Raw genomic sequence first — 7176 nt, forward strand, 5'->3', positions numbered from 1 at the left:
CCATCATTTTTGGAAGTTTATGGCGAAGAGAGGAGCACTTCGCAAGTATAGAGTGAGCTGTTTTGCTAGGCCCTGTTGACAAAGTTCCATGATGAGGTTGCGAACGATCATCTGCGAGCTATGCTCACCGAATAGCAAATTCTCCGTGTTCTGTTTTTCTTTTCCGAAGTGCGGGTTTCGCCCCTTCTGGCGATACCGTGATCAGTGCCGCGCCGCTAGAAGCGGTGACGTCGGTGTATGGCAACGGTGGTGTAGTCGGTGAGGGCGGATTGTCTTCAGCCTTTGGTGGCGCGGCCGCTTTCAAAAACGAAGCCACGCGTGAGTGCTTTATCGGCGTATGGGGAGCCCGCAACGCTTCGCGATTTCGCAGAGAACTTCGGGATCAGATGGAAATTCGTGTTGTCAAAGAAGCCCCGGAGGCCCGCCTTGTTTTTTGGGGCGCGGAAAAAGAGCGACCTAAAAAGCCCTCACGTGAATGAACGGCAACCAGAGTTTGACTGAGGCCAACACCAGGAAGGCTTCGAATGATTTTCGGGTTTTGTCATAGCGGGTTGCGATCCGCCGGAACTGCTTGAGACGGTTGAACATTCGCTCGATGCGGTTTCGGTCTTTGTAGGCCTTGAAGTCGCAGTCTGGCGGGTTCTTTCGGTTGGCCTTCGGCGGGATCACGGGTCTGATACCATGGATCAACAATTCCTCGCGAAGGAAATCGCCGTCATATCCTTTGTCGGCAAGAAACAATTTCGGATTGCCCACCGGCATCGCTAGCAGGGCGGGAACGGCATTGTAATCAGAAGCTTCTCCACCCGTCAGGACAAAGCCAAGAGGGCGGCCCTGACCGTCTGATCGGGCGTGGATTTTTGTCGTAAAGCCGCCGCGTGATCGACCAAAAGCCTCCTTATGAGTCCCCCTTTAGCGCCCGCAGCCTGAGTGTGTTTCGGCGCGGTCTTTGACCCCACTATAGGCGTGGAACGGTGGCTCTGACTCATATGTGGAACGGCCCGGTTGGCAAGATTTTTCTGCGCAAATCACCTCCGGACGGTGCAGTCATATGTCCGGCCTATCAGCGCGGTCATCGACCGCTGGCCACGATGAGATCCGCGATGTCGATCGCCTAATCACTTTCACGCGCTCAAAGGCGCACTGAGTCAGACGGTCTGATCGACATCGAGGTGTCGCCCCTCGGGTTCATCACGCTTTCGTACCTTGCCGCCTTATCCCGACGCCTAAACGCCGGGAATTTTCTTCCTACGCCTTTTCCATCGCCGGCGCCTGGTATATGCCGCCCTTAACGAGGAGCGCCCATATGGTTCGGGCGATCTTGTTGGCCAACGCTACGGCGGCCACCTTGTAGGGCCGACGAGCCATTATTGATGCGATCCAGCCAGGCAGCTTTGAACCTCTGCGGGCCTGTTTCAGGACCGACGTCGCACCGACAATCAAAAGCGTTCGTAGCTGCTTATTGCCGCGCTTGGAGATCTTGCCAAGCCGCTCCTTCCCTCCGCTGGAATTCGCTCTTGGCGTGATGCCGATCCAGGCCGCCAAATCCCGCCCTGTTCGAAAGGTTGCCGGATCCTGAACCGCGGCACGAACAGTCGTTGCAATGATCGGACCAACGCCGGGGATGCCTTCGCGTCGTAACCGAATGGGCGACCCGTCGACGAAAGGCGGAAAAGATGGATTGCGAGGCGTTGAGCCGTACGCCGTCGGCACGGGCTGTCGCACGCCTCATGACCATCGGTCGCGGCGATCTCTCCAAGTCTCAGACCGTTACGGTTGCCACGATTGAAGACGGCGTGCCGCAACTCGTCGAAGCGCGGGAAGTCGTCGCCGCTTTCCAAGCCATGATCCGCAAGAAATCTCTCGCCGATCTCGAACCGTGGTTGGAACGCGCCCGATCAAGCCTGGTCGCGGCCTTCGCCAATGGTGTCGCCAAAGACCGGGCAGCCGTGAGTGCCGCGATCAGTTTGCCCTGGTCAAATGGACAGACAGAGGGGCAGATTACCAAGCTCAAGCTTGTAAAACGCCAGATGTACGGCCGAGGGAAAATTGACCTCCTTCAGGCCCGTGTCATTGGCGCCGGATAGACCTCGGACCACCAAAACTGATGGTGTGGAACGGCCCTTCGCACCGGCATCGAGGATGCCTATCGTGGTGACGCCAATCGCCACAAGAGAGAAGGAACCGTTCCATGGTGAAGATTACCACAATCGGACTTGATCTGGCCAAGTCAGTCTTTCAAGTCCACGCCATCACTGAAGACGGACAAATCGCTGTCCGACGTGCCTTGCGGCGATCACAGGTGTTGGAGTTCTTCCGTAACATCGCCCCCTGCCTGGTCGGTATCGAGGCTTGCGGAAGTGCCCACTACTGGGCCAACGCGATCAGTGAATTCGGTCATTCGGTGCGGATAATGCCACCGGCCTATGTGAAGCCCTACGTCAAGCGGAACAAGACCGATGCCGCCGATGCGGAAGCAATCTGTGAGGCGGTAACACGTCCGACAATGCGCTTTGTACCGATCAAATCACCTGAGGAACAGGCCGCAAACATGGTCTTGAAGACCAGAGAGCTATTCGTGCGTCAGCGAAGCCAGACTGCAAACGCCATGCGTGCCCACATGGCTGAACTCGGGATTATTGCTGCTACTGGAATGACGAGCATAGCCAAGCTCATTGCCGTTTTGCGCGATGATCGAGACCAACGTCTACCGAACTCGGCAAGAACCGCACTTCTGGAGATGGCCGAGCAGATCGAAAAGCTGACGACAAGAGTTGAGGCGCTCGACAGCAAGATTGTCGCGGCGGTGAAAGCCGATGAGGCTGCTCGTCGGCTGACGACCACCCCTGGTGTAGGGCCAATCATCGCGGCAACCGTCCGTGCGGCTGTCCCAGATCCTGCAGCCTTTCGAACGGGGCGGGACTTGGCGGCATGGATCGGCATCACACCAAGGGCAAATTCCAGCGGAGGAAAAGAGCGGCTCGGCAAGATATCAAAGCAGGGCAATAAGCAGTTGCGAACTCTCTTAATTGTTGGAGCGACATCAATTCTCAAACAGGTTCGCCGAGGCGTGAAGTTGCCTGCCTGGGTGGTCTCCCTGATTGCGCGCCGCCCCTACAAGGTCGTCGCCGTAGCACTCGCGAACAAGATGGCGCGCACAATTTGGGCTTTGCTTGTCAAGGGCGGAATCTATCAACCTCCGTCGTCATCCGTGGCTGCTTAGAGACCAAATTCCCAAAGCCAAGGCATTGGGATAAAGTGGCAAGGTGCCAAAACATGATGAACCTGAGGGACGCAACCTCGACGCCGATCAGACCGTCTGACGTAGGGCGCCTTTGAGCGCGCAAAATTGATTAGGCGATCGGCATCGCGGATCTCATCGTGGCCAGCGGTCGATGGCCGCGCAAACAGGCCGGACATATGACTGCACCGTCCAATGTGGATTTATGCAACAAATGCCTTGCTAACCGGGCCGTTCCACATATGCGTCAGAGCCACCGTTCCACGCCTATAGTGGGGTCAAAGACCGCGCCGAAACACAGACTACCACTATCTTCGATAGTGTCGACTCTTCGAGGAGGCCATCAGCCGGACGATTTCACGGGGACAACTCCGTTGGGGTCTGCCGACTGCCCCCTCACTAGCGAGGGAGGCGGTCATCTTCAGGCCAAATTGTCCGTCGTCGAATGATTCCGGATTGATTCAACCTGGCAAAAATCGCCCTCGCTGAGTGCTTTGGAACGTAATCAACAAAACCAATATGGCAGAGAAAAAGCCATATGCTGCTAACCACAGAGCCAAAAGAAGCATTCGTGCTTTGGTGATTGATTGGCTGGTCCAGAGATCATCAGCTTTGCTCGCTGTCGCAATTAGCTGGTCAGTAAGCTCCGGGCATTTAGTGGCATATTTAGGAATACTGAGAGCTTCCGCGCTGCATTCAAAACCTTTCACCTGCCGCTCTCTCGCTGGCCCACCTGTAAATGTTAAAGTAGATAGAAAGTAGAAGTACCCAAAACTAAGGCTAACAAGCAAGATAAATGCCATACCGATTGCCCATGTTACTACCCTCCTTCTCGCAAGTTGCGTAAATTGAAATATTACAGCCATCACTACTAATTGAAGTATCGCGGTAATTAACACGCCACCACTAGGCCAAGGTGGTAGAATTTCAACATTATACGCAGCAGCGGGAAGCACTACTGACGAGCCTGTGATCCACAAAATCGTCTGGCCATATCGTTTTAGAAGGTCGCTGAAATCGTCAAAACCACTCCGATGGTTATTTTCCGTCATGGAGGCGAACCATAATTATCTGACCGGGAGACACATCATCGAAATTCATACGGCTTGGCTTGAGAAGCCCTGAAGCCCACTCCCCCTGAACATAGTTCCAACCTGCAACGTACTCTGAACTTTTAGCCTGTCTCCAAAAACGACATTTGCTCCGATCAGTTGGATCCCCATTATTTAGAGCGCAGAGTTCATACTCGAACTCTGTAATTACAAAGATCTGGCCGCCGGGCGGGTCAGGCCGAAATTCAACGGGAAGGGCCCCGCCTGCGCCGCAATCATCCGTAGCGTCGACTTGCGGGAGACTCGAATTTTCGCGCTTACGCCATTTTTTTATTGAGGAAACGACAAATCTGACCTGATCGTCTGCAAATTTTTCAAAGTCGTCGAAGTCCAATAACGGCTTCACCTCTGCCCGCTCCAGGTATCTTTGTTCGACTATGTTCAGCGCTGGGAGATAGGCATCCTCTGGATAACCGACTGTTCGAAGCGAGTCAGCCCACTCTCCCATTAGACCGGCTATTTCAACCAGGTCATATGTGGCCTCTGATATTCCCCAAAATTCCGCTACCCCACCGCAAGGCAAGAGCTCGATGCCATCAATCTTATGCCCGGGTTCGATCACCAGCTTGTTTATTGGCGACTCCTTAGGGGGCAAACTCGCGATTTTCTCAAATACTAACTTTCTTATATTTAAGTAGGCTTCACGGTCAGTTACCCTAACGGCATCGCTTGCTTGGGCAGTTCCACTACATAAAAGCAGAGCAAGAATTGAATTCGAAAAACATCTTTGCATGTCGCCCTCCCGTGCAATGATAAGAAATTACCCGTTAACCGTGAGTTGTCAATGGCGCGGAGCAGCGGTTCGGCGCTGTGAAATTCCTGCAGCATAAGCGTCAAAGTGATGAAGGACCAAACCATCTCTCGCAGTGATGTAAGAAAAACGACCGGAAACCGGACATCGAATCCTGTACGGAAATCGTGTCAGGTTAAGGCCGCAAAGCGTCGTGGCAATTCGGAACCATCGAGCGCCCGGTCCATGTTCTTCTTGTAATGACGGACGTAGCCGACGAACTGATGAATGACCGGGTAGGCTAGCAGTGTACTGCCACAAAAACCAACGGCTGCGTCTTCTCTTGGAAGGGGAAAGACCTTTTGGCAGACATCGATATTCCCTCCACCAGAGAGTCGACTATCGGAGCAAAACACAAGCTCTGTGCCACTTGGTAATATCCGTTCCCATGCAGTTGTTATCGTCATAGTTGAGCATGATAATCATCTCGCAATGCTAAACAAGACGAATTATTTTACGGATGCAGTGAAGGTACAAACCGCCCTCGACGACCTGCAGCAAATCATTGCTCTTGGGGGTGTTTGCCGTCGATGCGAACGGGAAGGGCCGAGTGATCGCTCTGAGGTTCGTCTGAAATGGGGATATACGATCTTCGGTGTGTTTAAGCGCTGCGCACTTTGACCCCTTTCGGCGAGGAAGAATGACCCCAGTTGTTGCAGACTAGATGTTAAACCGTCCGACCAAAATGGCCGTCGCAAGCCCCTTACTGGAGCGATCTCGGATAATGACAATCCGCATACGCCATATTGCAAAGACGATCCGGTTTGCGGCAATGCGCGTTCGTAAGGCGGCAACGGCTACTCGCTCGTCCGCAATGTCATCTCTAAAGACTGCAAAGCCGGCTCAGCTAACGGCAACCTTATCTCACGGAACAGCAATCCGATCCCACATAACGACAACGGTTTGACCTGTTTTCTGGCGGCATTGTCCGGACCTGAAAGCTCCGAATTCTCCTATATGTTTGATTTTTATTACTGTATTTGAGACCTTGCCCCCGGCGGATCTGGCCTGTTTCCAGACCAAAACTGGTGGAACTGGCTACTCCACCAAATTTACTTCCCAGAACTCATCGAAACTGCTCTGTTCCAAAGAGACCCGACATTTCCGTGGGTTAGCGGCGGCTGTCTCATTATCTCCACTCGACGCCTGGCCATATCTCCTCTCTTTCCGCCCTCTCCCGGCCACAGTCTCTGTCGGCCCTCACCTGCGTCCACTAATTTTGCCGGGTGGACGTGATGGTCTGGATAAGTCTACCTGGAACGAGACAGCCCGCGCCAGGACGACACGGACTGTGGATGATCGTTTGGGAATGCGTTGTGGTATTTTTACCCGCCGAGCAGCGTGGCCTGCTCTGCCCAGCTTGCGGGAATATCCACCAGCCGTGAGAGCGTGCGGACGGTGAGATCGGCAGGCTGACGACCGGAGAGAATCGATTCGGTCAGCTGCGGCGACAGGAAGGCCAGCGGTAGAATGCGGCTGATATCGGCGCGATGCACCCCGAGCTGATCGGCGAGTTCGGCGATCGATGATGCTGAGCCATTGGTGAGGCGGTTGAGATAGATGTGCGATCTGGCGATGAGATCGATCAGCGCCTGATCCGGCTCTCGTCCCGCGCCTGCTTGAACCACCATCCGCATCTCGACGCCGCGGCGCTTCATGGTCATCGGCACGGTGATGATGGAGGTTTTGTCATCCTGGGGATCGTCGGTGGGGATTGTTGGTTTTGCGACGCCTTGTTGATCTTCAGGGATCAAAGCCTTGATCAGCGCGTCGCGGTTGACGTCGAATCGGATGTCGCTGGGAGCGACCGTGATCGCCTTGAAGATCAGGCGGATGCAATCCCGACGGCGGAACGGATCGGGCGAAGCGAGGTCGTCCTTGAGATCGTTGAGCCGGTGGAGTGCCTCGGCGATGGCGTTTCCGGCTCCCGCCTGTTCCAGCCAGGTCGAGATGCGTGTTTCACGAATTCCGGGACAGGGATTCCGGTAATTCGCGGACAGCGATTTCAGTAAATACGGGACAGTGCTTCCGCT

5 protein-coding genes and 3 pseudogenes are annotated in these 7176 nt (G+C 54.5%); 3 read left to right on the forward strand and 5 right to left on the reverse strand.

Going from position 1 to position 7176, the window contains the following annotated elements; translation table 11 throughout:
• The first annotated feature begins 197 nt into the window (after positions 1–197).
• A complete protein-coding gene (locus E8Q41_RS01395) occupies positions 198–479 on the forward strand; it encodes a hypothetical protein (protein WP_137153717.1) in 282 nt (93 codons plus the stop codon).
• On the opposite strand, the gene E8Q41_RS01400 is transcribed toward E8Q41_RS01395, so the two are convergent.
• Entirely contained in the window at positions 457–858 is a 402-nt protein-coding gene (locus E8Q41_RS01400; protein ID WP_246660044.1) for an IS5 family transposase, read from the reverse strand. The genes E8Q41_RS01395 and E8Q41_RS01400 overlap by 23 nt on opposite strands.
• A gap of 390 nt (positions 859–1248) precedes the next feature.
• Positions 1249–1626: pseudogene (locus E8Q41_RS01405) on the reverse strand (transposase); the annotation flags it as partial.
• Between E8Q41_RS01405 and E8Q41_RS01410 the strand changes: the two are divergent.
• Positions 1620–2087, forward strand: a pseudogene (locus tag E8Q41_RS01410) (transposase); the annotation flags it as partial. The pseudogenes E8Q41_RS01405 and E8Q41_RS01410 sit on opposite strands and share 7 nt — an antisense overlap.
• 104 nt (positions 2088–2191) lie before the next feature.
• Positions 2192–3223, forward strand: a complete 1032-nt coding sequence (locus tag E8Q41_RS01415) for an IS110 family transposase (RefSeq protein WP_137153718.1) — start codon at positions 2192–2194, stop codon at positions 3221–3223.
• A gap of 479 nt (positions 3224–3702) precedes the next feature.
• Here the strand turns inward: E8Q41_RS01415 and E8Q41_RS01425 are convergent, their stop codons facing one another.
• The 3 genes and pseudogenes from E8Q41_RS01425 to E8Q41_RS25445 all read right to left on the reverse strand — a co-directional run.
• Positions 3703–4293, reverse strand: coding sequence for a hypothetical protein (locus tag E8Q41_RS01425; RefSeq protein ID WP_137153720.1), 591 nt, complete (start codon positions 4291–4293; stop codon positions 3703–3705).
• Positions 4280–5086 carry a hypothetical protein gene (locus E8Q41_RS01430; protein WP_137153721.1) on the reverse strand — a complete coding sequence of 269 codons (807 nt, stop codon included), beginning with the start codon at positions 5084–5086 and terminating at the stop codon, positions 4280–4282. Before E8Q41_RS01430 ends, E8Q41_RS01425 begins: the two co-directional genes overlap by 14 nt.
• A gap of 1382 nt (positions 5087–6468) precedes the next feature.
• A pseudogene (locus E8Q41_RS25445) lies at positions 6469–7176 on the reverse strand (hypothetical protein); the annotation flags it as partial.

It is taken from the genome of Rhizobium sp. FKL33 (genome assembly GCF_005222915.1).
Taxonomy (GTDB): Bacteria; Pseudomonadota; Alphaproteobacteria; order Rhizobiales; family Rhizobiaceae; genus Rhizobium_E.

Bases quoted from the DNA above. Each gene is read 5' to 3' on its own strand.
- E8Q41_RS01430 (WP_137153721.1), bottom strand. From the start codon at position 5,086: ATGCAAAGATGTTTTTCGAATTCAATTCTTGCTCTGCTTTTATGTAGT.
- E8Q41_RS01415 (WP_137153718.1), top strand. From the start codon at position 2,192: ATGGTGAAGATTACCACAATCGGACTTGATCTGGCCAAGTCAGTCTTT.
- E8Q41_RS01425 (WP_137153720.1), bottom strand. From the start codon at position 4,293: ATGACGGAAAATAACCATCGGAGTGGTTTTGACGATTTCAGCGACCTT.